The 25,843-nt window shown below is 62.0% G+C and carries 27 protein-coding genes and 1 tRNA gene; 6 read left to right on the top strand and 22 right to left on the bottom strand.

Translation table 11 applies throughout. The features are described 5' to 3' along the window. Positions 1-16 precede the first annotated feature (16 nt). The 6 genes from PBR20603_RS09085 to PBR20603_RS09060 all read left to right on the top strand — a co-directional run bounded on the left by PBR20603_RS09085 (position 17) and on the right by PBR20603_RS09060 (position 5,666). Complete coding sequence (locus tag PBR20603_RS09085; protein WP_150559210.1) at positions 17-796, top strand: oxepin-CoA hydrolase, alternative type; 780 nt, start codon at positions 17-19, stop codon at positions 794-796. 144 nt (positions 797-940) lie between these two features. Beyond that, positions 941-1,657, top strand: a complete 717-nt coding sequence (locus PBR20603_RS09080) for a histidine phosphatase family protein (RefSeq protein WP_174977866.1) — start codon at positions 941-943, stop codon at positions 1,655-1,657. A gap of 115 nt (positions 1,658-1,772) precedes the next feature. Next, positions 1,773-2,882 (top strand): phosphotransferase, encoded by a 1,110-nt coding sequence (locus PBR20603_RS09075; RefSeq protein ID WP_150559208.1) that lies wholly within the window; start codon positions 1,773-1,775, stop codon positions 2,880-2,882. Between the two features lie 11 nt (positions 2,883-2,893). Further along, positions 2,894-4,138 (top strand): acyl-CoA dehydrogenase family protein, encoded by a 1,245-nt coding sequence (locus PBR20603_RS09070; RefSeq protein ID WP_150559207.1) that lies wholly within the window; start codon positions 2,894-2,896, stop codon positions 4,136-4,138. 195 nt (positions 4,139-4,333) lie between these two features. After that, positions 4,334-5,026 (top strand): glutathione binding-like protein, encoded by a 693-nt coding sequence (locus tag PBR20603_RS09065; RefSeq protein ID WP_150559206.1) that lies wholly within the window; start codon positions 4,334-4,336, stop codon positions 5,024-5,026. A 304-nt stretch (positions 5,027-5,330) separates the two neighbouring features. Beyond that, on the top strand, positions 5,331-5,666 hold the full coding sequence (locus PBR20603_RS09060; RefSeq protein WP_150559205.1) for a YegP family protein: 336 nt from the start codon (positions 5,331-5,333) through the stop codon (positions 5,664-5,666). Between the two features lie 52 nt (positions 5,667-5,718). Here the strand turns inward: PBR20603_RS09060 and PBR20603_RS09055 are convergent, their stop codons facing one another. The 22 genes from PBR20603_RS09055 to PBR20603_RS08950 form a co-directional block, all read right to left on the bottom strand. Beyond that, complete coding sequence (locus PBR20603_RS09055) at positions 5,719-6,174, bottom strand: MaoC family dehydratase (protein WP_150559204.1); 456 nt, start codon at positions 6,172-6,174, stop codon at positions 5,719-5,721. A 147-nt stretch (positions 6,175-6,321) separates the two neighbouring features. Next, on the bottom strand, positions 6,322-6,795 hold the full coding sequence (locus PBR20603_RS09050; RefSeq protein WP_150559203.1) for a DUF1178 family protein: 474 nt from the start codon (positions 6,793-6,795) through the stop codon (positions 6,322-6,324). Positions 6,796-6,858: 63 nt separating this feature from the next. Then, positions 6,859-7,452, bottom strand: coding sequence for an NUDIX domain-containing protein (locus tag PBR20603_RS09045; RefSeq protein ID WP_150559202.1), 594 nt, complete (start codon positions 7,450-7,452; stop codon positions 6,859-6,861). Positions 7,453-7,528: 76 nt separating this feature from the next. Then, positions 7,529-7,840 (bottom strand): DUF2818 family protein, encoded by a 312-nt coding sequence (locus tag PBR20603_RS09040; RefSeq protein ID WP_150559386.1) that lies wholly within the window; start codon positions 7,838-7,840, stop codon positions 7,529-7,531. Positions 7,841-7,971: 131 nt separating this feature from the next. After that, the gene (gene nuoN / locus PBR20603_RS09035) at positions 7,972-9,441 is read right to left on the bottom strand and encodes an NADH-quinone oxidoreductase subunit NuoN (RefSeq protein ID WP_150559201.1); all 1,470 of its coding nucleotides are present in this window, start codon (positions 9,439-9,441) and stop codon (positions 7,972-7,974) included. 20 nt (positions 9,442-9,461) lie between these two features. Continuing rightward, positions 9,462-10,943, bottom strand: coding sequence for an NADH-quinone oxidoreductase subunit M (locus PBR20603_RS09030; RefSeq protein ID WP_150559200.1), 1,482 nt, complete (start codon positions 10,941-10,943; stop codon positions 9,462-9,464). An 18-nt stretch (positions 10,944-10,961) separates the two neighbouring features. After that, entirely contained in the window at positions 10,962-13,010 is a 2,049-nt protein-coding gene (gene nuoL / locus PBR20603_RS09025; protein WP_150559199.1) for an NADH-quinone oxidoreductase subunit L, read from the bottom strand. A gap of 17 nt (positions 13,011-13,027) precedes the next feature. Continuing rightward, positions 13,028-13,339, bottom strand: a complete 312-nt coding sequence (gene nuoK / locus PBR20603_RS09020) for an NADH-quinone oxidoreductase subunit NuoK (protein ID WP_023596640.1) — start codon at positions 13,337-13,339, stop codon at positions 13,028-13,030. Between the two features lie 9 nt (positions 13,340-13,348). Then, positions 13,349-13,984, bottom strand: coding sequence for an NADH-quinone oxidoreductase subunit J (locus PBR20603_RS09015; protein WP_150559198.1), 636 nt, complete (start codon positions 13,982-13,984; stop codon positions 13,349-13,351). Between the two features lie 79 nt (positions 13,985-14,063). Next, positions 14,064-14,555 (bottom strand): NADH-quinone oxidoreductase subunit NuoI, encoded by a 492-nt coding sequence (gene nuoI, locus PBR20603_RS09010; protein WP_010807406.1) that lies wholly within the window; start codon positions 14,553-14,555, stop codon positions 14,064-14,066. Between the two features lie 23 nt (positions 14,556-14,578). After that, positions 14,579-15,643 carry an NADH-quinone oxidoreductase subunit NuoH gene (nuoH, locus tag PBR20603_RS09005; RefSeq protein WP_039368596.1) on the bottom strand — a complete coding sequence of 355 codons (1,065 nt, stop codon included), beginning with the start codon at positions 15,641-15,643 and terminating at the stop codon, positions 14,579-14,581. Then, positions 15,644-17,956 (bottom strand): NADH-quinone oxidoreductase subunit NuoG, encoded by a 2,313-nt coding sequence (gene nuoG / locus PBR20603_RS09000; RefSeq protein ID WP_150559197.1) that lies wholly within the window; start codon positions 17,954-17,956, stop codon positions 15,644-15,646. A gap of 29 nt (positions 17,957-17,985) precedes the next feature. Next, positions 17,986-19,278 carry an NADH-quinone oxidoreductase subunit NuoF gene (gene nuoF / locus PBR20603_RS08995; protein WP_150559196.1) on the bottom strand — a complete coding sequence of 431 codons (1,293 nt, stop codon included), beginning with the start codon at positions 19,276-19,278 and terminating at the stop codon, positions 17,986-17,988. Continuing rightward, the gene (gene nuoE, locus PBR20603_RS08990; protein ID WP_150559195.1) at positions 19,275-19,775 is read right to left on the bottom strand and encodes an NADH-quinone oxidoreductase subunit NuoE; all 501 of its coding nucleotides are present in this window, start codon (positions 19,773-19,775) and stop codon (positions 19,275-19,277) included. The genes nuoF and nuoE overlap by 4 nt, the downstream gene beginning before the upstream one ends. A 171-nt stretch (positions 19,776-19,946) precedes the next feature. Further along, positions 19,947-21,200: an NADH-quinone oxidoreductase subunit D gene (locus PBR20603_RS08985; protein ID WP_150559194.1), complete on the bottom strand. Its 1,254-nt coding sequence runs from the start codon at positions 21,198-21,200 to the stop codon at positions 19,947-19,949. A gap of 9 nt (positions 21,201-21,209) precedes the next feature. Then, positions 21,210-21,809, bottom strand: a complete 600-nt coding sequence (locus tag PBR20603_RS08980) for an NADH-quinone oxidoreductase subunit C (protein WP_150559193.1) — start codon at positions 21,807-21,809, stop codon at positions 21,210-21,212. A 12-nt stretch (positions 21,810-21,821) separates the two neighbouring features. Further along, complete coding sequence (locus PBR20603_RS08975; RefSeq protein ID WP_010807413.1) at positions 21,822-22,301, bottom strand: NuoB/complex I 20 kDa subunit family protein; 480 nt, start codon at positions 22,299-22,301, stop codon at positions 21,822-21,824. Between the two features lie 48 nt (positions 22,302-22,349). Next, positions 22,350-22,709 (bottom strand): NADH-quinone oxidoreductase subunit A, encoded by a 360-nt coding sequence (locus PBR20603_RS08970; protein ID WP_010807414.1) that lies wholly within the window; start codon positions 22,707-22,709, stop codon positions 22,350-22,352. A 130-nt stretch (positions 22,710-22,839) separates the two neighbouring features. Next, a tRNA-Leu gene (locus PBR20603_RS08965) sits at positions 22,840-22,924 on the bottom strand. Between the two features lie 142 nt (positions 22,925-23,066). After that, positions 23,067-23,435 carry a preprotein translocase subunit SecG gene (gene secG, locus PBR20603_RS08960; RefSeq protein ID WP_150559192.1) on the bottom strand — a complete coding sequence of 123 codons (369 nt, stop codon included), beginning with the start codon at positions 23,433-23,435 and terminating at the stop codon, positions 23,067-23,069. 92 nt (positions 23,436-23,527) lie between these two features. Then, positions 23,528-24,295: a triose-phosphate isomerase gene (gene tpiA / locus PBR20603_RS08955; protein WP_150559385.1), complete on the bottom strand. Its 768-nt coding sequence runs from the start codon at positions 24,293-24,295 to the stop codon at positions 23,528-23,530. Positions 24,296-24,476: 181 nt separating this feature from the next. Then, complete coding sequence (locus tag PBR20603_RS08950; protein ID WP_150559191.1) at positions 24,477-25,481, bottom strand: NAD(P)H-quinone oxidoreductase; 1,005 nt, start codon at positions 25,479-25,481, stop codon at positions 24,477-24,479. Positions 25,482-25,843: the final 362 nt, after the last annotated feature.

Genomic DNA, 25,843 nt, shown 5'->3' with positions numbered 1-25,843 from the left:
TCCGGAGACTCGCCCCATGAGCGCCGAACTGCTTGCCGAACGCGTCGACCAGACGCTGGTCCTGACGCTGTCCAACCCCGGGGCGCGCAATGCGCTGCATCCGGATATGTATGCTGCCGGCGTCGAAGCGCTGGCCACCGCCGAGCGCGATGCGTCCGTGCGGGCCGTGGTGCTCACCGGCGCCGATAACTTCTTCTGCGCAGGCGGCAACCTTAACCGGCTGCTGGAGAATCGGCAGAAAGATCCGTCGGTGCAGGCCGCCAGTATCGATGCACTGGCCGAATGGATTGAAGCGCTGCGTGCTTGTCCGAAGCCGATCATCGCGGCTGTCGAAGGGGCTGCCGCCGGCGCAGGCTTCTCGCTCGCACTAGCGTGCGATCTGCTCGTCGCGGCCGATAACGCCAAGTTCGTGATGGCCTACGTCAAGGTTGGCCTCACGCCCGACGGCGGTGGTTCGTGGTTTCTCTCGCAAGCGTTGCCCCGCCCGCTCGCCACCGAAATTCTGCTCGAGGGCAAGCCGGTGGCGGCGACGCGCCTGGCCGCCGCCGGACTTGTCAACCGCGTGGTCGCGCCCGGCCAGGCCCGCGCCGAAGCGCTGAACTGGGCGACCGATCTCGCCCAGCTCTCGCCGAACGCCGTCGGCCGCATCAAGACGCTCATCGAGAGCGGGGCCAGCCAGACGCTGTCATCGCAGTTGGGAGCGGAGCGCGACAGCTTCGTCGCCTCGCTCCACCACGCCGACGGTCTGGAAGGTATCAGCGCCTTCCTTGAGAAACGTCCGGCAAAATACGCCTGACCGTTTGACAGACGCACGGCGCACGCGAACCTTCGACGTGTGCCGTCTGTCAACGCTTTGCCGCAGTCGCCAATCGTCTGCCGGTCCGTTCAGGAGAATTTCCGCATGAGTTCACTCGGCCATCCGGGCCCCGATGCCGGTCCTTTGACATTCACGCCGCCGCAGCGCCGCCGCATCTATCTGATGCGCCATGGCGACGTTACGTACTTCGACGACAGCGGCAAGCCCATCGACGCCAACGCCGTCCCGCTCAACGAGCTTGGCCGCTCGCAAGCCAGTGCCGCCGGACGCGCCTTCGCGGCCGAGAATATCCGCTTCGACCGCGTGATCGTGAGCGGCCTGCCACGGACCCGCGAGACGGCCCAGCGCGTGCTGGCCGAGACCGGGCAACAGATCGATATCGAGACATGGTCGTGCTGGGAGGAGATTCGCGCGGGCAGCCTTTCCGACGTGCCGCCGGCCGAAATCGCGCAGGCGTTTCTCAGTGCGTTCGACGGTCTTGTGCCTGAAGAGACACGGTTCATGAACGGCGAGTCGGTCCGTGAACTGCTCGACCGCGTGGTGCCGCCGCTGGCGGAACTGCGGGCCGATAGGTCTTGGGATACCGTGCTGCTGGTGTTGCATGGCGGCGTGAATCGCGCGATTCTCTCGCATGCCATGCATCCGCTCGGACGCCTTTTTCTGGGCCAACTCGCCCAGACGCCCGCATGCATCAACGCGCTCGACGTGGGCGACAAGCCCGAGGACTGGGTGGTGCGCCTGATGAACTTCGCGCCGCCGCAGCCGCTGCATCGCGATAATCGGCTGACCGTCATGGAGAAGATCTTCGCGTCGTTCCTGCGCACCCGAAAGCGAGAATAACTTCGTTGCAGGATCAGGGTTTTCAGCGGCCGCACGATACGCGCGGCCGCTCAGCAAGGGCATCACGCCGTCGAATCGTCACGATCAACGTAGCACCGGAAATGCAGGAGACAGCATGGCCGAGGAGCTTCCACAGGACTTTTCCGCATTTGCAGGCGAACGCGCGCTGGGCGAGCGCGCGCCCTTCGATACCGCAGCGCTCGAGCGCTGGCTCACCGCTCACGTTGACGGCTTCGCCGGGCCGCTGACCCTCTCCCAATTCAACGGCGGTCAGTCCAATCCCACTTATCGCGTCACGACTGCCGGCGCCGCCTACGTGCTGCGCACCAAGCCCGCACCGGCGGCCAAACTCCTCCCGTCGGCCCACGCTATCGAGCGCGAATACCGCGTGATGGATGCCCTCGCAGGCACCGACGTCCCCGTCGCTCGCATGCGAGGGTTGTGCGAAGACGAAAGCGTGATCGGGCTGGCGTTCTATGTCATGGATTTTGTGCCGGGACGCGTGTTGTGGGACCCATCGCTGCCCGGCATGACTGTGGCCGAGCGCAGCGCCATCTACGACGAAATGAACCGCGTCATCTCGGCATTGCACCGGGTCGACTATCGCGCCATCGGGCTCGAATCCTACGGCAAGCCCGGTGACTACATCGCGCGGCAGATTGCCCGGTGGAGCAAACAGTACCGCGCTTCCGAGACGGAAACCATCGATGCGATGGACCGGCTCATCGAATGGCTGCCCGCGCACCTCCCCACGGACACCCCCGAGCGCACGACCATCGTGCATGGCGACTTTCGCCTCGACAACCTGATCTTCCATCCGACCGAACCCCGCGTGCTCGCCGTGCTCGACTGGGAGTTGTCGACGCTGGGCGACCCGCTCGCCGACTTCAGTTACCACTGCATGGCATGGCACGTGAGCCCCGGCGTGTTTCGCGGCATTGGCGGGCTCGACTGGCAAGCCCTCGGCATTCCCGATGAAGGTGCCTACGTCACCCGATACGGCGAGCGCACGGGCATCGCCCCGCCTGCGCAGTGGCATTTCTATCTCGCGTACAACATGTTCCGTATCGCCGCGATTCTGCAAGGAATCATGAAACGCGTCGCCGACGGCACTGCGGCCAGCCAGCAGGCCCTCGACGCGGGCAAACGCGCGCGTCCGATGGCCGAACTCGCCTGGGCATACGCACAGCGCAGCGCGGCCACCGGCCACGCTGGCAGTCACTGAACGGAGACCTCATGGATTTCAGCTACAGCCCGAAAGTCGAAGCCCTGCGTGCGCGCCTCACCGCCTTCTTCGACGAACACATCTTCCCGAACGAACGCCGCTACCTCGAAGAGATCGAGATCGCACGCCGTCATGGCGATGCCTGGCAGCCCTCGCACGTCATCGAACGCCTCAAGCCGCTTGCCCAGCAGGCGGGGCTGTGGAATCTCTTCCTGCCCGATTCCGGCCGCGGCGCGGGTCTGAGCAACCTCGAGTACGCGCCGCTGTGCGAGATCATGGGACAGGTGCCGTGGGCGCCCGAAGTCTTCAATTGCAACGCGCCCGACACCGGCAACATGGAAACGCTCGAGCGCTACGCGACCGACGCGCAAAAGGCGCAATGGCTCGAGCCGCTGCTGCGCGGCGAAATCCGTTCCGCGTTTCTGATGACGGAGCCTGACGTCGCCTCGTCCGACGCCACCAACGTGCAGTGCCGGATTCGCCGCGACGGTGACGACTATGTCGTCAGCGGCCGTAAATGGTGGTCGACGGGCGCAGGCGACCCGCGCTGTGCGCTGTATATCGTGATGGGCAAGACCGATCCGGAGGCCCCCAAGCACGCGCAGCAGTCGATGATTCTCGTGCCGTCCGATGCCAAAGGTATCTCGCGTGTGCGCCCGCTCACCGTATTTGGTTACGACGACGCCCCGCACGGCCACATGGAGATCGAACTCGACGAGGTTCGCGTGCCCGCGAGCAGCATCCTGCTTGGCGAGGGACGTGGTTTCGAGATCGCGCAAGGGCGTCTCGGACCGGGCCGCATCCATCACTGCATGCGGCTCATCGGTCTGGCCGAGCGCGCGCTTTCGCTGATGTGCCAGCGCACACTCTCGCGAGTGGCGTTCGGCAAACCGATTGCCGCGCAGGGTGTGACGCGCGAGCGCATCGCCGAAGCGCGCTGCCTGATCGAACAGGCGCGGCTGCTCACGCTCAAGGCGGCTTACATGATGGATACCGTGGGCAATAAGGCGGCGCGGGCGGAGATCGCCATGATCAAGGTCGTCGCCCCGAACATGGCGTGTCAGGTGCTCGACTGGGCGATGCAGGCGCACGGCGCGGCAGGGCTATCCGGTGACTTCCCTCTGGCCTATGCCTATGCCAGCGCCCGCACCTTGCGCTTCGCCGACGGCCCCGACGAGGTCCATCGCAATGCCATCGCCAAGCTGGAACTGGCGCGCTACCTGGGTGCAGAGTCTGACACCGGTACCACGCGCTGACCACGCGCTGACCCCGCGCCCGGCAGGGAAAAACGTTCTGTGGTGTAATTTCCGGGCAGTTTTTCCCGGGGGGGCGATGCCCGCGCCCCCGGCCCGTTTCGTCATCTGTGACATCACCGTGCCGGGCGCCTGACGCGATCGTCGCCGCGCTTGACGGGGAATGGCGTCGACCGACGCCCCAATGAGGAGCCGCAATTGATTCAGGTCTATTCCTGGGCTACGCCTAACGGCCACAAAGTCCACATCATGCTCGAAGAGTGCGGGTTACCCTACCACGCACATGCCGTCGATATCGGCGCGGGCGATCAGTTCAAGGAAGCCTTTCTCGCCATCTCGCCGAATAACAAGATCCCGGCCATCGTCGATGAAGACGGGCCGGACGGCAAACCGATTTCGCTGTTCGAGTCGGGCGCGATCTTGTTGTATCTGGCGGGGAAAACCGGGCGCTTCCTGCCGGAGGACGTGCGTGGCAAATACGAAACGCTCGAGTGGCTGATGTTCCAAATGGGCAGCGTGGGGCCAATGCTGGGTCAGGCGCACCATTTCCGCATCTACGCGCCCGAGAAGATCGACTACGCGATCAAGCGCTACACGAACGAGGCACGCCGTCTGTACGGCGTGCTCGACAAACGGCTGGGCAGCCATCCGTATGTCGCCGGCGATATGTACACCATCGCGGACATTGCGATCTGGCCGTGGCTGCGCTCGTGGAAGAACCAGGGCATAGAGCTGTCGGACTTCCCCAACGTGCAGAAATGGTTCGAGGCCATCGAGGCGCGTCCGGCGGTGCAGCGTGGCATCAAGGTGCTGGCCGACGCACGCAAGCCGTTGCAGGACGACAAGGCCCGCGAAATGCTGTTCGGCGCCACGCAGTACGCACGCCGCTGAGCCGCAGGTTGAACGCCGGCGCCCCAGGCCGGCCACCCCCGCCGTCTCCCGGCCCTGCCTTGCCGCGCCTTGCGCCCCCGGTTCGGCAGGGCATGGCGGGAAGTGGTTTACACTTCGAAACAAACTGCGGTATCGCCGGGACGCGGGCGGTGCTAATCTAAGCGCAGTCCGCTCATTGCGGAAGCCGTATCGAGCACGTATTTCGCGATGTTTTCAAGGTTTCTCCGACGCGGCTGGCCGCCGTCGTCTCTTGCAGTTCGCAGTCCCTCGCCGCTGGCTTTTGGAAGATCCGGGAGATCCACATATGTCAGGCAAGTTCGAACTCAAGCGTAGCCCTAACGGTGAATTCCACTTTCATCTGCTGGCCGACAGCGGGCACATCATCCTCTCCTCCGAGACTTACAAGGCGCGCGCCTCTGCGCAGAATGGCATCGAATCCGTTCGCAAGAACTCGGTTGAAGATCATCGATTCGAGCGCAAGACGTCGACGTCGGGCCGCCCTTATTTCGTGCTGAAGGCGCGCAATGGCGAGATCATCGGCCAGAGCCAGATGTTCTCGACCGCCGAGCAGATGGAAGACGGCATCACTCAGGTCAAACGCGACGCCCCGGCGGCGGCGGTGAGTGATTTGTCGCATTGAGTGCGACGCGGCGGGCGCTGCCGCCCGCCGGTCAGGCGGACTACCGTTTGCTTCAGGTGACGCGCTTCAGATAAAGCCCCGTCCCCCGGAACCGGCACACTTCCTCGCCATGCTGGTTCGTGGCTGTCCAGAGCTGTCGTACGATTCCGCGATCCGGACGGCTCTTCGAAGCGCGCACTTCCAGCGTGCTGCTCGTCACCGTAATCGTGTCCCCAGGACGCACCGGCTTGAGCCACTCGATCTGCTCGACGCCTGGCGAGCCCATGCTCGCCGAGCGGGAGAGCAGCTTGTCGACGTTCATACGCATCATGACGCTGCACGTGTGCCAGCCGCTGGCCACCAGTCCACCGAAATGGGACTCACGGCCAGCCAGTTCATCAACGTGAAACGGCTGAGGATCGAACTGCCGGGCAAAATGCACGATCTCGTCTGCCGTGAACGTGTATTCGCCCAGATCGAAGGTGTCGCCTACTGCGAAGTCTTCGAAGTAATACTCGAACGTTGCCATCGCGAACTCCTCCGTGCGGCGCACCGGCAGCCTGTGCCAGGCGCGCGAGAATGGACATGCGTGGAAATGGCGTAGCGATCGCCAGCACCGGCCAGTATGGCACTGGATGCTGACGGCGCCCTGCGCCGGATCGGGCCGGCGATGGGCTTACTGTAACGTATCCTTGAAGCCGTCGGGAATGGGTAGCGGCATCACGTCGATCCCCTCCTCCGCCAGCGCTTCGGACTCTTCCCGTGACACCGTCCCGCGGATATTACGTTCCGGGGCTTCCTGATAGTGGATCTTACGAGCTTCCTCGGCAAAGTTGCTGCCGACATCTTCGGTATTCGCCATGACGTGGCGCACGGCCTTCATCCAGAGCGTCTGCAATTCGCGTTTCGCTTCAATGACACCGCTCGAGGCAGCGGCTGGCCCCTGAATGGCCGCCGGCGCAGCATCGGCACGCGACGTCGCCCCCGACAGATTCAGGCGCGGCGCTGACGGCATGCGAACGACCGCCGTGTCGCCGCAGACAGGGCATGTCACCAGCCCCCGAGCCTGCTGCGAAAGGTAATCGTCCTCCGAGCCGAACCAGCCCTCGAAGGTGTGCTCGTGTGCACAACGCAAATCAAAAACCTTCATGACGCTATGGATGTATCCCGGCCCCGCCCGCGGCAGGGTTCGGGTTCAAAAAATGACGGTGGATCAGCGCAGCGGCGAACGCTCGTTCGGCTGCCACACTCCCGATAATATCTTTTCCAGCCAGAACGCGCCGATGATGGATTTCACGTCCGTGACACGCCCGTCGCGCACCCATTGCAGCAGCTCGGTCGCCGGCATCTTGAACACATCGAGAAACTCGCCTTCGTCGAGACGACGCTCGCCAAGCGTGAGGTCCCGGGCAAGCCAGATGTCGATGAATTCCGTCGAGTACGAAATTACCGGATGAATGCGCGTGAGGTAGTCCCAGCGCTTGGCGTGGTATCCGGTCTCTTCCAGCAGTTCGCGCTGACCGCATGCCAGACCGCCCTCGGCCTCATCGAGCTTGCCCGCCGGCAGTTCCGTCATCACGCGCTCGAGGGGGTAACGATACTGACGCTCCATGAGCACCTGACCATCTTCGAAAAGCGGAATCACCATCACTGCCCCCGGATGGGTGGTGTATTCCCGCACGGCCGTCTTGCCATCGGGCAGACGAACGCGATCGCGTTTGATGGTCAGGAACGCGCCGTCGTAGACCGTCTCACTCGTAACACATGTCTCAATCAGATGTTGATCGTCGGTTTGACGTTGGGTCATAAGCCCTCCACGGCTGAAAATTGGCGAACCCAAAACAAAACGCCGCCCAAAGGCGGCGTCTTGCAAAGCAGACATCTCAAGCGGCAGCCGCCGGTCGATGACGCCACAAATACCGGTAGACGAAGCCCGGAAACGCGAACACGACAAACAGACTCGCAGTCACGGCGTAGAACTCCCAGCCCTGCGAAAACACGTTGCCGATGCCCGACTCGATCAGGTAACCGAGCGCACCCACCACGAAGTAGGCCACCACCAGCTCGACCAGACGCAGCCACAGCGGCTTGACCGCCCGCTTGAGCGCGATGAGACCGAACAGGCGCTGGTTCACGAACGGCAGGTTCGCGCCCAGCACGGCCAGCAAAATCACAAGCGTACCGCCTGCTGACATGCCCATCGTTCTTGCCTCCGCCGGTTCATCTTTCGAGAGCCGGGCCGGCCATCCATGTCGGCCCGCCCTGCCCGCTTTTCCCGTCGACGTCGTGACCTTCGTCGACCTCGTCCTTCTGAACGCCTGACCGCTTAGCTGGCCAGCGTCAGTTTGATGGTGCGCAGGCACCAGTCCATCAGCGAGCCCGGCATCAGGCCCAGATACAGCAGTGCCAGACCGTTGAGCGACAGCACGAAGCGCATCGTACTGCTGCCTTCCAGCGCGTTGGTGTCTTCCGGCTTGTCGAAGTACATCAGCTTGACGACACGCAGGTAGTAGAACGCGCCGATCAGCGAGGCGATTACCGCCACGATGGCGAGCCACACCATACCGGCGTTGATCACGGCTTGCAGCACGGCCAGCTTGGCGTAGAAGCCTGCCAGCGGCGGAATGCCTGCCAGCGAGAACATCAGCATCAGCATGACGAAGGCGAACCACGGGCTACGCTGGTTCAGGCCCTTCAGATCCGAAAGGTTCTCGGCTTCGAAGCCCTTGCGCGAGAGCAGCAGCACGATACCGAACGTGCCCAGCGTCGTCAGCAGGTAGATCACGCTGTAGAACAGCGAAGAACCGTAGGCGTCGGCGATACCGTCGATCTTGCCGCCCACCACGCCCGAGAGCATGCCAAGCAGCACGAAGCCCATGTGCGAGATCGTCGAGTACGCCAGCAGACGCTTGACGTTGGTCTGCACGATGGCCGTCAGGTTACCGATCACCAGCGAGAGCACCGCCAGAATGATCAGCATCTGTTGCCAGTCGATCGCCAGCGGCAACATGCCTTCGACGAGCAAACGCAGCAGCAGTGCAAAGGCACCCAGCTTCGGTGCGCCACCGATGAGCAGCGTGACCGGGGTCGGTGCGCCTTGATAAACGTCCGGCACCCACATGTGGAACGGAGCGGCGCCCAGCTTGAACGCCAGACCGGCGACCACGAACACCACGCCGAACACCAGCACGATCTTGTTCACGGCACCCGAAGCGATGACTTCGAAGACCTTCGCCAGTTCCAGCGAACCCGTCGCGCCGTACATCATCGACATGCCGTACAGCAGGAAGCCCGAAGCGAGCGCACCCAGCACGTAGTACTTCATGGCCGATTCGGTCGCGTTCGTCGAATCGCGCCACACGGCAGCGAGGGCGTACAGCGACAGGGACATCAGTTCCAGACCCAGATACAAGGTCAGGAAGCTGTTGCCCGAGATCATCACCGACAGGCCCAGCAGCGAGAACAGGCTGAGCACATAGAAGTCGCCACGGGCGAGGCCGCGCGCTTCCAGGTACTTCTGGCCGTAAATAAACGTCACGAACGTTGCCAGACCACCGAAGGCCTTGAGCAGGTTCGACATCGGATCGGCGACGAACACGTTGCCGAACAGGTAGTGCGATGCCGGATCGGCGGCATTGCACGCCCACAGCACTGACACGGCCGCAGACGTGATGAGCGCCAGAACGTAGTTCAGCTTGCGCGTCTGGCCGAGGAACGCGTCGCACATCATGATCACGAGGATCATGAGCAGCAGGATGGCCTCCGGCAACGCAGGCAGCAGATTAATGTTTTGCATGATCTAGATGTCCTCCCCGATTACGGCAGCTTGGTCTGCGCCACGTGGGCGAGGAGGTTAACCACGGAGGTGTGCATCAGGTCCGTGAAAGGCTTCGGATAGATACCCATGAACAGCGTGAGTGCCGCCAGCACCGCCAGCATGAAAAACTCGCGCTTGTTGATATCGATCAGCTCACGCACGTGATCGTTGGCGATAGCACCGAAGATCACGCGCTTGTACATCCACAGCGAGTAAGCCGCACCGGTGATCAGCGAGGTGGCAGCGAGCAGACCCACCCAGAAGTTCAGCTTCACGGCGCCCAGAATCACCAGGAACTCACCCACGAAGCCCGACGTCGCCGGCAGACCGCTATTGGCCATCGTGAACAACATGAAGAACGCGGCAAACTTCGGCATCGTGTTCACCACACCGCCGTAATCGGCGATGTTGCGCGAGTGCATGCGGTCATACAGCACACCGATACACAGGAACATGGCGCCCGACACGAAGCCGTGCGAGATCATCTGAACCAGTGCACCCTGCATGCCGATTTCGCTGAACATGAAGAAGCCGAGAATCGCGAAGCCCATGTGAGCGATCGACGAGTACGCCACCAGTTTCTTCATGTCGGTCTGCACCAGCGCCACGAGGCCGATGTAGACGACGGCGATCAGCGCGAGCGCGATCATGAAGCCCGACAGGTAGTGGCTGGCGTCCGGTGCGATCGGCAGCGAGAAGCGCAGGAAACCGTACGCGCCGAGCTTGAGCATGATGGCGGCCAGCACAACCGAGCCCCCCGTCGGCGCTTCCACGTGGGCGTCCGGCAGCCAGGTATGCACCGGCCACATCGGCACCTTCACGGCGAAGGCCATGAAGAACGCCACGAACAGCAGTATCTGCACGTTCATCGGCAGCTTCGCCGCGTACCAGTCGGTCAGCGTGAACGAACCCGTCGCGTTGTACAGATAGATCAGCGCGACCAGCATCAGCAGCGAGCCGAGCAGCGTGTACAGGAAGAACTTGAACGCTGCGTACACACGGTTCGGACCGCCCCACACACCGATGATCAGGTACATCGGGATCAGCGTGGCTTCGAAGAACACGTAGAACAGCAGGCCGTCTTGCGCCGAGAACACGCCGATCATCAGGCCCGAGAGGATCAGGAACGCGGCCATGTACTGCGAGACACGCTCCGTGATCACTTCCCAGCCTGCGATCACCACGATCACCGTGATGAGCGCCGTCAGCACGACCAGCCACAGCGAGATGCCGCCGATGCCCAGGAAGTAGTTGATGTGGAAACGATCGATCCAGCTCGTCTTTTCGACGTACTGGAACGCCGACGTGTTGGCGTCGAAGTTCGAGATCAGCGGCAGCGTGACCAGGAAGCTCACCAGCGAACCGATGAGCGCCAGCACGCGTGCGCCCGTCGGGTTACGGTCATTTCCCACTGCGAGGACAACGATCCCCGACAGGATGGGCAGCCAAATGGCCAGACTCAGAAGCGGTAGCGATTGCATTATTGTTGGCTCCCCCTATTACTTGCCGTTCAACGTCACAAACAGCGTCAGGAGCCCGAGCATGCCGATGATCATGGCGAACGCGTAGTGGTAGATGTAACCGGATTGCACGAAGCGGATGACACCGGCGAACCAGCCCACCAGACGCGCACTGCCATTCACGACGGCGCCGTCGATGAGACCCTGATCGCCCGCCTTCCACAGGCCGCGGCCAATCTTGAGCGCGCCCTTGGCGAAGACCACTTCGTTGATCTTGTCCATGTAGTACTTGTTGTCGAGCAACTTGTAGATACCCGAGAACTTGTTCTTCAGTGCTTCCGGAATGTCCGGGCGCTTCAGGTAGAAGAAGGCCGCGAGCACGATGCCCAGCGCCGACAGTGCGATCGGCAGTGTGCCGAACGAATGCAGCGCCATCGCCACCCAGCCGTGGAACTCATGGCCCAGTTCTTCCATCGCCGGGTGGTTCTCGCCGATGAAGATCACGTCCTTGAACGCCACACCTTGCTTGAAGAAATTACCGAAGAGCATCGGGGCAATCGCAATGGCACCGATGATGACCGACGGAATCGCCAGCAGGATCAGCGGGATCGTCACGACAGCAGGCGACTCGTGCGGCTTCTGACCCGGGGCAAGACCGTGGTGCTCGCCGTGCGAATCCTCTTCTTCCTCGTGATGGGCGTCGTGATGGTCATGGTGTGCCTGACCGAAACGCTCCTTGCCGTGGAAGACCAGGAAGTACATACGGAACGAGTAGAACGCCGTGACGAACACGCTGGCGACCACAGCGAAGTAGGCGAAGCCCGAACCCGGCAGGTGCGAGGCGGCCACCGCTTCGATGATCGAGTCCTTCGAGTAGAAGCCCGAGAAGAACGGCGTGCCGATCAGTGCCAGCGAACCGAGCAGCGACGTGATCCACGTGATCGGCATGTACTTCCACAGGCCGCCCATGTTGCGCATGTCCTGATCGTGATGCATGCCGATGATGACCGAGCCCGCACCGAGGAACAGCAGCGCCTTGAAGAACGCGTGCGTCATCAGGTGGAAGATGGCGACCGGGTAGGCCGACACGCCGAGCGCGACCGTCATGTAACCGAGCTGCGAGAGCGTCGAGTAGGCCACGACACGCTTGATGTCGTTCTGGATCATGCCCAGGAAGCCCATGAACAGCGCCGTGATCGCACCGATGATCGTGATGAACGACAGCGCGGTGTCCGACAGTTCGAACAGCGGCGACATGCGGCTCACCATGAAGATACCCGCGGTCACCATCGTGGCCGCGTGAATCAGCGCCGAGATCGGGGTCGGGCCTTCCATCGAGTCCGGCAGCCAGACGTGCAGCGGGAACTGCGCCGACTTGCCCATCGCGCCGATGAACAGGCAGATACAGGCCACGGTGATCAGACGCCAGTCGGTGCCCGGGAACGACAGGGCGGCGACATCGTTGGCCTTGGCGAACACTTCGCCGTAGTTCAGCGTGCCGGTGAAGGCCAGCAGCAGGCCGATACCGAGCAGGAAGCCGAAGTCACCGACACGGTTGACCAGGAACGCCTTCATGTTGGCGTAGATCGCGGTCGGACGCGTGTACCAGAAACCGATCAGCAGGTAAGAGACCAGACCCACCGCTTCCCAGCCGAAGAACAGTTGCAGGAAGTTGTTGCTCATCACGAGCATCAACATCGAGAACGTGAACAGCGAGATGTACGAGAAGAAGCGCTGGTAGCCAGGATCTTCCGCCATGTAGCCGATGGTGTAGATGTGCACCATCAGCGAGACGGAAGTGACCACGCACATCATCGTGACGGTGAGCGTGTCGACGAGGAAGCCGATCTCGAGTTTGAGTTCGCCGATGCGAGCCCATTCATAGACGGTCGCGTTGAAGCTCGCGCCGTTCATGACGTCGATGAAGGTCATGACCGACAGGACAAACGCGACCAGCACGCCGAGGATCGTGACCGTGTGGGCGCCCGCGCGTCCGACTTGCTTGCCGAACAGACCGGCAATCAGGGAGCCGGCGAGCGGCGCCAGCGGGATCGCGAGCAGCAGGTTGGGATTCAATGTGGATGCCATAACAGCGTTCGCTTTTGTTAACCCTTAAGGCGGTCGAGATCTTCGACGTTGACCGTTTCGAGCTTACGGAACAGCGTGACCAGAATGGCCAGACCGATCGCGGCTTCCGCGGCGGCCACCGTAAGAATGAAGAACACGAATACCTGGCCGGCAATGTCGCCCAGGTAATGCGAGAACGCGACGAAGTTCAGATTGACCGCGAGCAACATCAGCTCGATGGCCATCAGCAGCACAATCACATTTCTGCGGTTGAGGAAGATACCGGTAATGCTGATCGCGAAGAGAATCGCGCCCAACACCAGGTAATGCGCTAGCGACAACGACATCATGCTGTCTCCTTATTCCGCCGCCGGCGTGTCAGTGCCGGTGGATTGCTGCCGGGCTTCGGCGGGCATCGACACCAGACGCACGCGGTCGCGCGCCTTCACGCGCACCTGCTTGCTCGGGTCGGTCTGTTTGTGGTCCTTACGGGTACGCATCGTGAGCGCAACGGCTGCCACGACGGCCACCAGCAGGATCAAACCTGCCACTTCGAAGGCAAAGATATAGTCGGTGTACAGCGCGATGCCGAGCGCCTTGGTGTTCGGCACGTCCGGGGCCGACACGGCCTTGACCGGTGCGCGCGTGGCGCCGTAGCCGCGCATCAGCACCAGCGATGCTTCGACGATCATGATCGCGCCGACGGTACTCGCCAGCGGAATGAACTTGCCGAAGCCGCGTCGCAGTTCGTCGAGATTGATGTCGATCATCATCACGACGAACAGGAACAGCACCATCACTGCGCCGACGTAGACGAGCACCAGCATGATGGCCAGGAACTCGGCCTCGAGCAGCATCCAGATCGCCGCGGCGTTGAAGAAGGCCAGCACCAGGAACAGTGCCGACTGTACGGGGTTGCGCGAGGTCACGACCTTCAGGCCGGAGACCACGAGGATCAGCGCAAACACGTAGAAAAGAAAGGTTGTGAATTCCATAATCACCGGGTGTCGCGAGAATTAGCCAACGTCAATTGCCGTACCGGGCGCGCCATCGATCCGCCGCGCCCTGCCCTGCTTAACGGTACGGCGCATCGGCCGCCTTGGCCGCCGCGATTTCGTTTTCGTAACGATCGCCCACCGCGAGCAACATTTCCTTGGTGAAGTACAGATCGCCACGCTTCTCGCCGTGATACTCGAGAATGTGTGTCTCGACGATCGAGTCCACCGGGCAGCTTTCTTCGCAGAAGCCGCAGAAAATGCATTTGGTCAGATCGATGTCGTAACGCGTGGTACGGCGGGTGCCGTCGTCACGCACATCCGACTCGATCGTGATGGCCATTGCCGGGCACACCGCTTCGCACAACTTGCACGCGATACAGCGCTCTTCACCGTTCGGATAACGGCGCAGCGCATGCAGACCGCGAAAACGCGGCGACAGCGGCGTCTTCTCTTCCGGAAACTGCACCGTCACCTTGCGAGCGAACGTGTAGCGCCCCGTGAGCGCCATGCCCTTGAGCAGCTCCAACAACAGGAAACTGCCAAAAAAGTCCTTGATTGCCCTTACCATGGGATTCCTCTACTCCGTTCGCCTCAGCCCCAGATGTTCCAGGGCGACATGATCCAGCCACCCACCACGATCACCCAAACGATCGTCAACGGCAGGAAAACCTTCCAGCCCAGACGCATGATCTGGTCGTAGCGGTAGCGCGGGAACGTCGCACGCACCCAGATGAACACCGACAGCAGCAGGAACACCTTGAACGCCAGCCAGAACACACCCGGGATGAACGACAGGAAGCCGAACGGCGCACTCCAGCCACCCAGGAACAGCACCGCAGCCAGCGCCGAGATGATGATCATGTTGATGTACTCGGCCAGGAAGAAGAGCGCGAAGCCCATGCCCGAGTACTCGATCATGTGACCGGCCACGATTTCCGATTCGCCTTCCACCACGTCGAACGGGTGGCGGTTCGTTTCCGCAATACCCGAGATGAAGTAGACGACGAACATCGGCAGCAGCGGCAGCCAGTTCCACGACAACAGGTTCAGGCCCATGCCGGCGAACATGCCGTGCTCCTGCGAGCGCACGATGTCCGACAGATTGAGCGAGCCGGCCGTCATCAGCACCGTCACCAGCGCGAAGCCCATGGCGATTTCGTACGAAATCATCTGGGCCGACGCGCGCATGGCGCCGAGGAAAGCGTATTTCGAGTTCGATGCCCAGCCGGCAAGAATCACGCCGTACACACCGATCGACGAGATCGCGATGGCGTAGAGCAGACCGGCGTTCACGTCGGCCAGCACCGCCCCCGGCTGGAACGGGATGACCGCCCAGATCGCGAAGGCCGGCAGCACCGCCATGACCGGAGCGATGGCGTAAATGCCCTTGCTCACTTGCGACGGCGTGATGACTTCCTTGAGCAGGAGTTTCAACACGTCGGCGATCGGCTGCAGCAGACCGGCGGGCCCCACGCGGTTCGGACCGAGACGCACGTGCATCCAGCCGATGAGCTTACGCTCCCACAGAATCAGGTACGCCACGCACAGCAGCAGGATCACGGCCACGACGAGAATGCGGACCAGCGCCCACACCGTCGGCCAGGCCACGCCCAGCAGTTGCGTGCCGTATTGATTGATGACTTCGTTCAGGCTCATTTACGCCTTCTCCACCGAAATTTCACCGAACATCGCGCCAAGCGCGGCGGACGCCGGCGTGGCTGCCGGAACGCGCACCACGTTGGCAGGCAGCGTTTCCGAGCGAGCGGCCGGCAGCGTAACCACGGCATCGCCCTGGCGCACGCGCACGGCGTCGCCGGCAGCGAGGCCCAGGCTGTCGAACAGCGCAGCCGGCAGCGTGGCACGCAGCGCAGCCTTGGCGTCGTTGGTCAGTTGCAGCGACGGCGCACGGCGCACCAGTGCGTCGGCAGCGTAGATCGGCACATCCGCCAGACGCTCCAGACCCTGGCCCGCAGCCTTCGGCACCGCCAGTGCTGCCTTGGCACGGTTGTCGAGCGCAGCCGCCGAGAAACCGGCGAGGGCTTCGTCGCGAACCTGTTCGGCCGTGTCCTGCTCGAAGCCTTGCAGCTTGAGGAGGTTGCCCAGCACGCGCAGTACCTTCCAGCCCGGACGCGTTTCGCCCAGCGCACGCACCACACCGTTGAAGTGTTGCGGCAGACCTTCGGCGTTGACGAACGTACCGGCGGTTTCCGTGAACGGGGCGATCGGCAGCAGCACGTCGGCGTACTCGAGACCGTGCTTGAACGGCGAGAGCGAGACAACCATCTTCGCGGCATTCAAAGCCGTGAGTGCTTGCTTCGCATCGGCCGAGTCGTACTCCGGCTCGGCGTTGAGCAGCAGGTAAGCCTGACGCGGTTGTGCAAACAGGGCGGCTGCGCCCTTCGCGTTCGTAGCCTTCACTGCGTAGCCGCCAACCGTGTTGGCGCCTTCCGTCAGGAAGCCCAGCGTTGCACCGGTGATGTCAGCGATCACTTGCGCGATGGCATGCAGTTGCGCGAACTGCGGATGTTGCACAGCGGCGTTGCCCAGCAGGATCGCGCGACGCTCGCCGTTCGCAAGAGACGCGGCGATGGCCTTGGCGGTATCACTAGCGCTCACTCCGGCCAGCTCTGCCGGGGCGGCAACGCCCTTGGCAGCGGCAGCGGCCACAGCGATACCGGCCAGCTCGCTCACCCAGGCACCCGGTGCGGCGATGATCTTGTTCGCGAGCTTGACCAGCAGGTCGTCGTCCGAGCCGTGCAGCACGTTGAGTTGGCCACCGGCCTTCACCGCAGCGCGCAGGCGCGAGGCGAACAGCGGGTGATCCTTGCGCAGGAACGAGCCGACGACCAGCGTGCTTTGCAGCTTGTCGAGTTCAGCGATCGGCAGGCCGAGCCACGGTGCACCCTGGGTGCCGCCCGACACATCCGTCTGACGCAGACGGAAGTCGACGTTATCGCTACCCAGTGCGCGCACGAACTTCTGCAGCAGGTGCAGCTCTTCGATCGTGGCATGCGGCGAGGCCAGTGCGGCAACGGCGTCGGCGCCGAAGTCGCGGATGATGTCCGTCAGACCATGACCGACGTACTCGAGCGCCGTCTGCCAGTCGACTTCGTGCCACTCACCGCCCTGCTTGAGCATCGGCTTGGTGAGGCGCTCGTCGCTGTTCAGACCTTCGTACGAGAAACGGTCCTTGTCCGAGATCCAGCATTCGTTGACCGCTTCGTTCTCGAGCGGCACAACGCGCATGACCTTGTTGTTCTTCACTTGCACCACGAGGTTCGCACCCACGCCATCGTGAGGGCTCACCGACTTGCGGCGCGACAGTTCCCAGGTACGGGCGCTGTAACGGAACGGCTTCGAGGTGAGCGCACCGACCGGGCACAGGTCGATCATGTTGCCCGAGAGTTCGGAGTCCACCGTCTTGCCGACGAACGACGTGATTTCCGAGTGCTCGCCACGCCCCAGCATGCCGAACTCCATGACGCCGGCCACTTCCTGACCGAAACGCACGCAGCGGGTGCAGTGGATGCAGCGCGACATCTCTTCCATCGAGATGAGCGGGCCCACATTCTTGTGGAACACGACGCGCTTCTCTTCCTGATAGCGCGACGCCGACTTGCCGTAACCGACTGCCAAGTCTTGCAGTTGGCACTCGCCGCCCTGATCGCAGATCGGGCAATCGAGCGGGTGATTGATCAGCAGGAATTCCATCACCGATTGCTGCGCCTTCACAGCCTTCTCGGAGTTGGTCCGCACGATCATGCCGTTAGCCACCGGCGTTGCACAGGCCGGCACGGCCTTCGGGGCCTTTTCGACCTCGACCAGGCACATGCGGCAGTTCGCAGCGATGGACAGCTTCTTGTGATAGCAGAAGTGGGGAATATAGGTGCCGTTCTTCTTGGCAGCCTGGATCACCATGCTGCCTTCGGGCACCTCGACCTTTTGGCCGTCAATTTCGATTTCAACCATAGCGGTTCAATGCCAAGCGTCAAAAGGGATTAGTGAGCGCCGACCAAGCAATGCTTGTGCTCGACGTGGTAGGCGAACTCGTCCCAGAAGTGTTTGAGCATGCCGCGCACCGGCATCGCTGCGGCGTCGCCCAGCGCGCAAATGGTACGGCCCATGATGTTCTCGGCCACCGAATTGAGCAGGTCCAGATCTTCCTTGCGGCCTTCACCATGCTCGATACGATTGACCACGCGCCACAGCCAGCCAGTGCCTTCGCGGCACGGCGTGCACTGACCGCACGATTCTTCGTAGTAGAAGTACGACAGACGCAGCAGCGAGCGCACCATGCAGCGCGTCTCGTCCATCACGATCACAGCGCCCGACCCCAACATCGATCCCGCCTTGGCGATGCTGTCGTAGTCCATCGTGGTTTCCATCATCAGCCCGGCCGGCACGACCGGTGCCGACGAGCCGCCCGGAATCACGGCCTTGAGCTTCTTGCCACCGCGCATGCCGCCGGCAAGTTCGAGCAGCTCGGGGAACGGCGTGCCCAGCGGCACTTCGTAGTTACCCGGCAGCTCGACGTCGCCCGACACCGAGAAAATCTTGGTGCCGCCGTTGTTCGGCTTGCCCATCTCCAGATACTGCTGCGGGCCGGTGGCCAGCAGGAACGGGACAGCAGCAAACGTCTCGGTGTTGTTGATGGTCGTGGGCTTGCCGTACAGACCAAAGCTCGCCGGGAACGGCGGCTTGAAACGCGGCTGGCCCTTCTTGCCTTCGAGCGACTCGAGCAATGCGGTTTCTTCGCCGCAGATGTACGCGCCATAGCCATGGTGAGCGTGCAGCTGGAACGAGAAGTCCGTGCCGAGAATGTTGTCGCCCAGATAGCCGGCAGCGCGTGCTTCCTCGAGGGCCTCTTCGAAGCGTTCGTACACTTCGTAGATTTCGCCGTGGATGTAGTTGTAACCGACGGTGATGCCCATGGCGAAACCGCCGATGGCCATGCCTTCGATCAGCGCGTGTGGGTTGTAGCGCAGAATGTCGCGATCCTTGAACGTACCGGGCTCGCCTTCGTCCGAATTGCAGACGAGGTACTTCTGCCCCGGGAACGCGCGCGGCATGAAGCTCCACTTCAGACCGGTCGGGAAGCCTGCGCCTCCGCGACCGCGCAAGCCAGACGCCTTGACGTCGGCAATCACCTGCTCCGGTGTGAGGCCTTCTTTCAGAATGCGTGCGAGCTGCTGGTAACCACCGCGCTTGACGTAATCTTCCAGATGCCAGTTCTCGCCATTGAGGTCGGCGAGAATCAGCGGTTTGATGTGACGGTTGTGCAGCGACGTCATGCTTTCTCTCCCGCAGCGCCCTTGGCCTTGAGCTCTTCGATGAGCGCGTCGACCTTTTCTTCATTCATGAAGCCGCACATGCGATGGTTATTCACCAGCATGACGGGAGCATCGCCACAAGCGCCCATGCACTCACCTTCCTTGACCGTGAAGAGACCATCCGGCGTGATGTCGTTGTACTCGACACCCAGCTTCTCCTTCAGGTACTTGGCCATCTCTTCGCCGCGCGTGAGCTGGCAAGGCAGGTTCGTGCACACGGTCAACTTGAACTTGCCCACGGGGCTCGTGTTGAACATGGTGTAGAAGGTTGCGACCTCTTGCACCGCGACTGCGGGCATCTCGAGGTAGTCCGCCACGAATTGCATCACTTCGGGCGACAACCAGCCTTTCTCGACCTGCGCTACGGCAAGTGCGTGCATTACCGCCGACTGCTTCTGCTCGGCAGGGTATTTGGCAACGGCACGGTCGATTTTCTTCAGGGCTTCGGGAGAAAGCATTTCCGATCCGACGGTTCTCTAAAACGTTATCCCCGCTCGTGCCAGCGCGGGCGAGTCGATCATCTCGACTGCCCGCAACTCACAGGCACGGCAACTGGAACGGCAATGGCATCGACCTGCGAAACCCTGCCGCATTAAAACTTGCGGGCGCCTGAGGCGCCCGCTGCGCATTTAGCGATCGATCTCGCCGAACACGATGTCCTGGGTACCGATGATTGCGACCGCATCTGCAATCATGTGACCCTTAGCCATCTCGTCGAGCGCAGAAAGGTGGGCGAAGCCCGGCGCGCGAATCTTCAGGCGGTACGGCTTGTTGGCACCGTCCGACACCAGATAGATGCCGAACTCGCCCTTCGGGTGCTCGACGGCGGCATATGTCTCGCCGGCGGGCACGTGGAAGCCTTCGGTGAAGAGCTTGAAGTGGTGAATCAGCTCTTCCATGTTCGACTTCATTTCGACACGCGAAGGAGGCGCTACCTTGTGATTGTCCGTAATCACCGGACCTTCGTTGGCACGCAGCCACTTCACGCACTGGCGGATCAGGCTGGCCGACTGGCGCATTTCTTCCACGCGCACCAGATAACGGTCGTAACAGTCGCCTTCCTTACCCACCGGAATATCGAACTCGAGGCGGTCGTACACTTCGTACGGCTGCTTCTTGCGCAGATCCCAGGCGATACCCGAGCCGCGCAGCATCGCGCCGGAAAAGCCCAGCTGCATCGCACGCTCGGGCGACACCACGCCGATACCCACCAGACGCTGCTTCCAGATACGGTTGTCGGTGAGCAGCGTTTCGTACTCGTCGACACACTTCGGGAAGCGGATCGCAAAATCTTCGATGAAGTCCAGCAGCGAGCCTTCGCGCGCTTCGTTCATCTTCTTGATCGCCCGCTCGTTGTGGAACTTCGACGCACGATACTTCGGCATCGAGTCCGGCAGATCGCGATATACACCGCCCGGACGGTAGTAAGCCGCGTGCATACGCGCACCCGAAACGGCTTCGTACACGTCGAACAGGTCTTCGCGCTCACGGAAGGCGTACAGGAACACCGCCATCGCGCCCACATCGAGTGCGTGGGAACCGATCCACATCAGGTGATTCAAAACCCGCGTGATTTCGTCGAACATCACGCGGATGTATTGTGCGCGAATCGGCACGTCAACGCCGAGCAGCTTTTCGATCGCCATGACGTATGCGTGCTCGTTGCACATCATCGACACATAATCGAGACGATCCATGTACGGCACGGATTGCAGGAACGTCTTCGATTCGGCGAGCTTTTCGGTCGCACGGTGCAGCAGGCCGATGTGCGGATCGGCGCGCTGGATCACTTCGCCGTCCAGCTCGAGCACCAGGCGCAGCACGCCGTGCGCTGCCGGGTGCTGCGGACCGAAGTTCAGGGTGTAGTTCTTGATGTCTGCCACAAGGCCACCTTAATGTTTCAGACCGGCGTAATGCTCTTCGCGGATGATGCGCGGCGTAATTTCGCGCGGCTCGATCGTCACCGGTTGGTAGATCACTCGCTTCTGTTCCGGGTCGTAACGCATCTCGACGTAACCGGACGTCGGGAAGTCCTTGCGGAACGGGTGACCGATGAAACCGTAGTCCGTCAGAATACGGCGCAGATCCGGGTGCCCTTCGAACACGACACCGACCAGATCGAAGGCTTCACGCTCGAACCAGTTGGCCGAACTCCACAGATCGATCAGCGACGCCACGACCGGCAGATCGTCGTCCGGTGCGAACACGCGCACACGCAGACGCCAGTTGTGGGTGAGCGAGAGCAGATGCGAGACGGCGGCGTAGCGCGGGCCGTCGTAGGCACCATCGCCATATGCCGAATAGTCCAGGCCGGCAACATCCATCAGTTGCTCGAACTTCAGCTCGGGATGGTCGCGCAGCGTGCGCGCCACTTCGAGATAGTCACTTGCCTTGACGGTCAACGTCAGCTCGTCGAGGGCTTCCACCAACTGCTCGGCACGGGTGCCGAGCACGTTTTGCAGGGTGGTCTTGAGTTGTTCTAATTTAGACATGGGCGGTAGCGGTTATTTACGCGCGATCGTCGCAGTCCGCTTAATCTTCGACTGCAACTGGATGATGCCGTAGACGAGCGCCTCGGCCGTCGGCGGACAGCCCGGCACGTAGACGTCGACTGGCACGATGCGATCGCAACCGCGCACCACCGAGTAGGAATAGTGATAGTAGCCGCCGCCGTTGGCACACGACCCCATCGAGATCACCCAACGCGGCTCGGCCATCTGGTCGTACACCTTGCGCAGCGCGGGCGCCATCTTGTTGCACAGCGTGCCGGCCACGATCATCACGTCCGACTGACGCGGGCTCGGGCGGAACACCACGCCAAACCGGTCCAGATCGTAACGCGCCGCGCCAGCGTGCATCATTTCAACGGCACAGCACGCGAGGCCGAACGTCATCGGCCAAAGCGAACCCGTGCGCGTCCAGTTGATGAGTTTGTCAGCCGTGGTGGTGACGAACCCTTCGCGCAAAACCCCTTCGATGCTCATATGCTTACCCTGAATCCTTCTGCAATGCTGCCAAATACGTTGACGGTCTTATTCCCAGTCAAGCGCACCGCGCTTCCACAGGAACACGAAACCGACGAGCAGTTCAAGCAGGAAACCCATCATGGAGATAAAGCCCACCCAGCCGATATCGCGCAGGGCCACGCCCCACGGAAACAGGAATGCCGTTTCGAGATCGAACAGGATGAAAAGGATGGCGACGAGATAGTAGCGCACATCGAACTTCATGCGCGCGTCTTCGAAAGCCTCGAAGCCGCACTCGTACGGAGAGAGTTTTTCGCTGTCGGGTTTGTTGGGGCCGAGGAATTTACCAACCCCAATCAGTACCGCCCCAAGACCGCCACCTACCAGAAGAAACAGCAGGACGGGATAATAGGTTCCGAGGTTCAACTCTACCCTCTTTCGGTTAGTTCAAAGAACCGCTCTCGTCGATGGCGTGGGGACCGGAAAGCGGATGAACGGTGAGCACAAAATAAAATGCCAGCCAAAGCATAAACGCAAGGCTGGCATCGTAGAACTGTGGTGCCGACGGCGAGACTCGAACTCGCACAGCTTTCGCCACTACCCCCTCAAGATAGCGTGTCTACCAATTTCACCACGTCGGCATTCATAGTCTGCAATCCGCTGTCACTTACGAATCGCTTCAAGACCGCTATAGTAGCGCTCTTCAGCATTTTGTTCAATGCACAAATCGATTTTTTTTCGATTTTCTTTACAGCTTATTACTTGTCACAAACGCCTTGCCAATTACTTGGGCACGTCCTGCGGATTAGCCGCCGAAGCCGCTGCCGGAACACTTGCCGCAGCAGGCGCCGACGCCGTGACCGGCGAAGTCGCGGCAGGCAAATTACCAAGGACACCGATGTTTGCCGCCGGCTTATACGAACCGAGATACGTGAGACCCAGCGTGGTCACAAAGAATACGGCCGCCAGGGCTGCCGTGGTACGCGACAGGAAGTTCGCGGAACCCGATGCACCGAAGAGACTGCCCGACGAACCACTACCGAATGCAGCGCCCATGTCGGCGCCCTTGCCATGCTGAAGCAACACCAGACCGATGATGCCCAGCGCGGAAAGCACCTGCACCACGATCAACAACGTTTTCAACAACCCCATCTCATCACCCGTATAGAAGAATCCGATTTGCAGTGCATTTTGGTGCACCGCATCATGACTATTTCATGCCATTAAAAAGAATGGCATTGGCTTCAGCGCGACAAACCTGCCTCGCAAATCGCCAGAAAATCGGCTGCCTTCAATGCCGCGCCGCCGATCAGACCACCATCGACGTCCGTCATCGAGAACAACTCGGCCGCGTTGTCCGGCTTCACACTGCCGCCGTACAACACCGCCACATCCGCTACCGCCTCACCCTTCGCCCGCAACAGCGAACGCAGATGGGCATGCACTTCCTGCGCCTCGGCTGATGTCGCCGTCTTGCCCGTGCCGATCGCCCAGACCGGCTCGTAAGCGACGACGATCTGCGCAGCCTGCTCCGCCGTCAGCGCCGCGAGCACCGCTTCGAGCTGACGCGTCACCACAGCCTTCGTCTCACCGGCTTCACGCTCTGCAAGCGTCTCGCCCACGCACACGATCGGCGTCATGCCCGCATCGAGCACGCGCAACGTCTTGGCGGCGACATTCGCATCGGTCTCGGCATGGTACGTGCGACGCTCCGAGTGCCCGACGATCACGAACTGCGCGCCAAACTCAGCGATCATCGGTGCGGCGACTTCGCCCGTAAAGGCGCCCGCGACCTGCGCGGAAACATCCTGCGCACCAAAGCCCAACACCTGCCCCGAGAGGCGGCTCTGGCATTGCGCGAGATAGGGGAACGGCACACATACGGCGGCGATCACGCCCGGCGCACTCAGCACCGGCGATGCCAGCAGGTCGCCCAGAAGCGCCTCGTTGCCGGCCAGACTGCCATGCAGTTTCCAATTGCCCACGACGAGCTTGCCAGCCTTACGGCTGATGGTGCGAGCCGAAGCTGCGGTACCAGTTGTCACGCCTTATCCCCCAATGCGTATGGACGAAAAACCTCTCATTCTAGTGCGTCCGGGGCATGGGGGTCAATTTCGACGGTCTTCTAACGTGCAAATCCGCATGAAATGCGCATTTCACGCGGATTCACACCGCCATTCGACGCAGGCGTGCTTACCAGGTCAGCACGATCTTGCCGACGTGCGTGCTGGTTTCCATCAAGGCATGGGCTTTGTCCGCTTGTTCGGCCGGGAACGTCTGATAAATCACCGGACGAATTTTGCCTGCTGCAAACAACGGCCAAACCTTTTCGTACAGGTTCTGGGCGATCGCCGCCTTGAAGGCAACCGAGCGCGGGCGCAGCGTCGAGCCAGTCACCGTCAGACGGCGGCGCAGGAGCGCCCCCATATCGAGCGTTGCCTTGCTTCCGCCGAGCAGCGCGATGATGGCGATGCGGCCATCGAAGGCCAGCGCCTGCACTTCACGCGGCAGATAATCGCCGCCCACCATATCGAGCACGACATCCACGCCGCGATCCTTGGTGAGTTCCTTGGCGATCGCCACGAAATCTTCCGTCTTGTAATTGATACCCCGCTCCGCGCCGAGCGCTTCGCACGCACGGGCCTTCTCGTCAGAGCCGGCGGTCGCGAACACGCGATGGCCGAGCGCCACGCCAAGCTGGATCGCCGTCACGCCGATGCCGCTCGTACCACCTTGCACCAGCAGCGTCTCCTTCTCGCCCGCCTCGGTCTCGCCAAGACGCGCCCGATCGAACACGTTGCTCCACACCGTGAAGAACGTTTCCGGCAGCGATGCCGCCTCCACGTCCGACAATCCTTGCGGCACCGGAAGCACCTGCCCGAGCGGTGCGGCGCAGTACTCGGCATAGCCACCGCCCTGCACCAGTGCGCACACCCGCGAGCCGACCTTCAGCCCCCAGCGATTGTCGGCACCATCGAGCGCGCCCTCGACGATTTCGCCGGCCACTTCGAGTCCGGGCAAATCGGACGCACCCGGCGGCACGGGGTACTGCCCGATGCGCTGAAGCACGTCCGGGCGGTTCACGCCCGACGCCGTCACCTTGATAAGCACCTCGCCCGGCTTGAGCTCGGGGCGCGGCCGCTCGGTGGGCTTGAGCACTTCCGGTGCGCCATACTGGGTGATCTCGATTGCCTTCATCGTGTCTGTCCTCGGGTCTCGGGGCGACGCCTTCGCATCAGTGCGGGCCGCCCGTCTCGTTAGGGTCGCGAGAGTGATGCCTGCGCCGCGCACCGATGCACACGCGCAATGGACACGCACCCTCAGTGAAAATTGTGTCGAGCCGGTACCTTATCATCGCCAGCGCAATCGTGTTGGCCGTCGACGCGGCCCCGGTCCGCTTTCGGGATCAATCAGGATTATTCGGGACGTTCGCGGTGCGCTGGCAAAGTGACCGCAGGTCGTTCGCGCGACAGGATTCAATTTCCCGCCGGCCAGTTGACAGGCGCGTCGCGGGCAATCGTGACAACCTTGCGCGACGCGCCGGATTAGCCCCAAAAGGA

This window comes from Pandoraea bronchicola (assembly GCF_902459805.1).
GTDB classification, from domain to species: domain Bacteria; phylum Pseudomonadota; class Gammaproteobacteria; order Burkholderiales; family Burkholderiaceae; genus Pandoraea; species Pandoraea bronchicola.
The sequence above is the reverse complement of the archived record's forward strand: the minus strand, read 5'-3'. Positions and strand labels throughout refer to the sequence as shown.

What these genes read in the sequence shown, in the direction of transcription:
- PBR20603_RS09085 (WP_150559210.1), top strand. Translation starts at nt 17, where the DNA reads ATGAGCGCCGAACTGCTTGCCGAACGCGTCGACCAGACGCTGGTCCTG.
- PBR20603_RS09075 (WP_150559208.1), top strand. Translation starts at nt 1,773, where the DNA reads ATGGCCGAGGAGCTTCCACAGGACTTTTCCGCATTTGCAGGCGAACGC.
- PBR20603_RS09070 (WP_150559207.1), top strand. Translation starts at nt 2,894, where the DNA reads ATGGATTTCAGCTACAGCCCGAAAGTCGAAGCCCTGCGTGCGCGCCTC.
- PBR20603_RS09060 (WP_150559205.1), top strand. Translation starts at nt 5,331, where the DNA reads ATGTCAGGCAAGTTCGAACTCAAGCGTAGCCCTAACGGTGAATTCCAC.
- PBR20603_RS09055 (WP_150559204.1), bottom strand. Translation starts at nt 6,174, where the DNA reads ATGGCAACGTTCGAGTATTACTTCGAAGACTTCGCAGTAGGCGACACC.
- PBR20603_RS09050 (WP_150559203.1), bottom strand. Translation starts at nt 6,795, where the DNA reads ATGAAGGTTTTTGATTTGCGTTGTGCACACGAGCACACCTTCGAGGGC.
- PBR20603_RS09045 (WP_150559202.1), bottom strand. Translation starts at nt 7,452, where the DNA reads ATGACCCAACGTCAAACCGACGATCAACATCTGATTGAGACATGTGTT.
- PBR20603_RS09040 (WP_150559386.1), bottom strand. Translation starts at nt 7,840, where the DNA reads ATGTCAGCAGGCGGTACGCTTGTGATTTTGCTGGCCGTGCTGGGCGCG.
- nuoN (WP_150559201.1), bottom strand. Translation starts at nt 9,441, where the DNA reads ATGCAAAACATTAATCTGCTGCCTGCGTTGCCGGAGGCCATCCTGCTG.
- PBR20603_RS09030 (WP_150559200.1), bottom strand. Translation starts at nt 10,943, where the DNA reads ATGCAATCGCTACCGCTTCTGAGTCTGGCCATTTGGCTGCCCATCCTG.
- nuoL (WP_150559199.1), bottom strand. Translation starts at nt 13,010, where the DNA reads ATGGCATCCACATTGAATCCCAACCTGCTGCTCGCGATCCCGCTGGCG.
- nuoK (WP_023596640.1), bottom strand. Translation starts at nt 13,339, where the DNA reads ATGATGTCGTTGTCGCTAGCGCATTACCTGGTGTTGGGCGCGATTCTC.
- PBR20603_RS09015 (WP_150559198.1), bottom strand. Translation starts at nt 13,984, where the DNA reads ATGGAATTCACAACCTTTCTTTTCTACGTGTTTGCGCTGATCCTCGTG.
- nuoI (WP_010807406.1), bottom strand. Translation starts at nt 14,555, where the DNA reads ATGGTAAGGGCAATCAAGGACTTTTTTGGCAGTTTCCTGTTGTTGGAG.
- nuoH (WP_039368596.1), bottom strand. Translation starts at nt 15,643, where the DNA reads ATGAGCCTGAACGAAGTCATCAATCAATACGGCACGCAACTGCTGGGC.
- nuoG (WP_150559197.1), bottom strand. Translation starts at nt 17,956, where the DNA reads ATGGTTGAAATCGAAATTGACGGCCAAAAGGTCGAGGTGCCCGAAGGC.
- nuoF (WP_150559196.1), bottom strand. Translation starts at nt 19,278, where the DNA reads ATGACGTCGCTGCACAACCGTCACATCAAACCGCTGATTCTCGCCGAC.
- nuoE (WP_150559195.1), bottom strand. Translation starts at nt 19,775, where the DNA reads ATGCTTTCTCCCGAAGCCCTGAAGAAAATCGACCGTGCCGTTGCCAAA.
- PBR20603_RS08980 (WP_150559193.1), bottom strand. Translation starts at nt 21,809, where the DNA reads ATGTCTAAATTAGAACAACTCAAGACCACCCTGCAAAACGTGCTCGGC.
- PBR20603_RS08975 (WP_010807413.1), bottom strand. Translation starts at nt 22,301, where the DNA reads ATGAGCATCGAAGGGGTTTTGCGCGAAGGGTTCGTCACCACCACGGCT.
- secG (WP_150559192.1), bottom strand. Translation starts at nt 23,435, where the DNA reads ATGGGGTTGTTGAAAACGTTGTTGATCGTGGTGCAGGTGCTTTCCGCG.
- PBR20603_RS08950 (WP_150559191.1), bottom strand. Translation starts at nt 25,481, where the DNA reads ATGAAGGCAATCGAGATCACCCAGTATGGCGCACCGGAAGTGCTCAAG.